Source organism: Nocardioides oceani (genome assembly GCF_030412965.1).
Lineage (GTDB): Bacteria > Actinomycetota > Actinomycetes > Propionibacteriales > Nocardioidaceae > Nocardioides > Nocardioides oceani.
Genome location: NZ_JAUHJQ010000183.1, coordinates 1 through 274, shown reverse-complemented (window position 1 = coordinate 274; position 274 = coordinate 1). Strand labels below are relative to the sequence as shown.

At 62.8% G+C, this 274-nt stretch carries 1 protein-coding gene; it reads right to left on the bottom strand.

Annotated features, from left to right (window positions below; genetic code table 11):
- On the bottom strand, positions 1-274 hold a 274-nt coding region (locus tag QWY28_RS23755; RefSeq protein WP_300955369.1), incomplete at both ends, for a hypothetical protein.

The following is a 274-nucleotide window of genomic DNA, read 5'->3' as shown; positions in this document are numbered from 1 at the left end:
GGCAAGCCTGCCGCTCTAAGCTGCACCGCACCAGCATTGGCCGCATCATGGGACTCCCAGGGCCCCACTACCGCGCAAAGGGAACCGGCTTCAGGCCTTCGCACGTCCACCCTGGTCGGCTGCGACCGCTCGGAAAGCAGCACTAACGGCTCCCCACCCGCAGCCTGGATCGGCACTCGCAACGACACCGCCGCATCACGGGGAGCAAGGCTTTTGGTAAGCTGCACCCCCAGATAAACCAGATTCACGACCAGCAAGCTGTAAAATATCCACC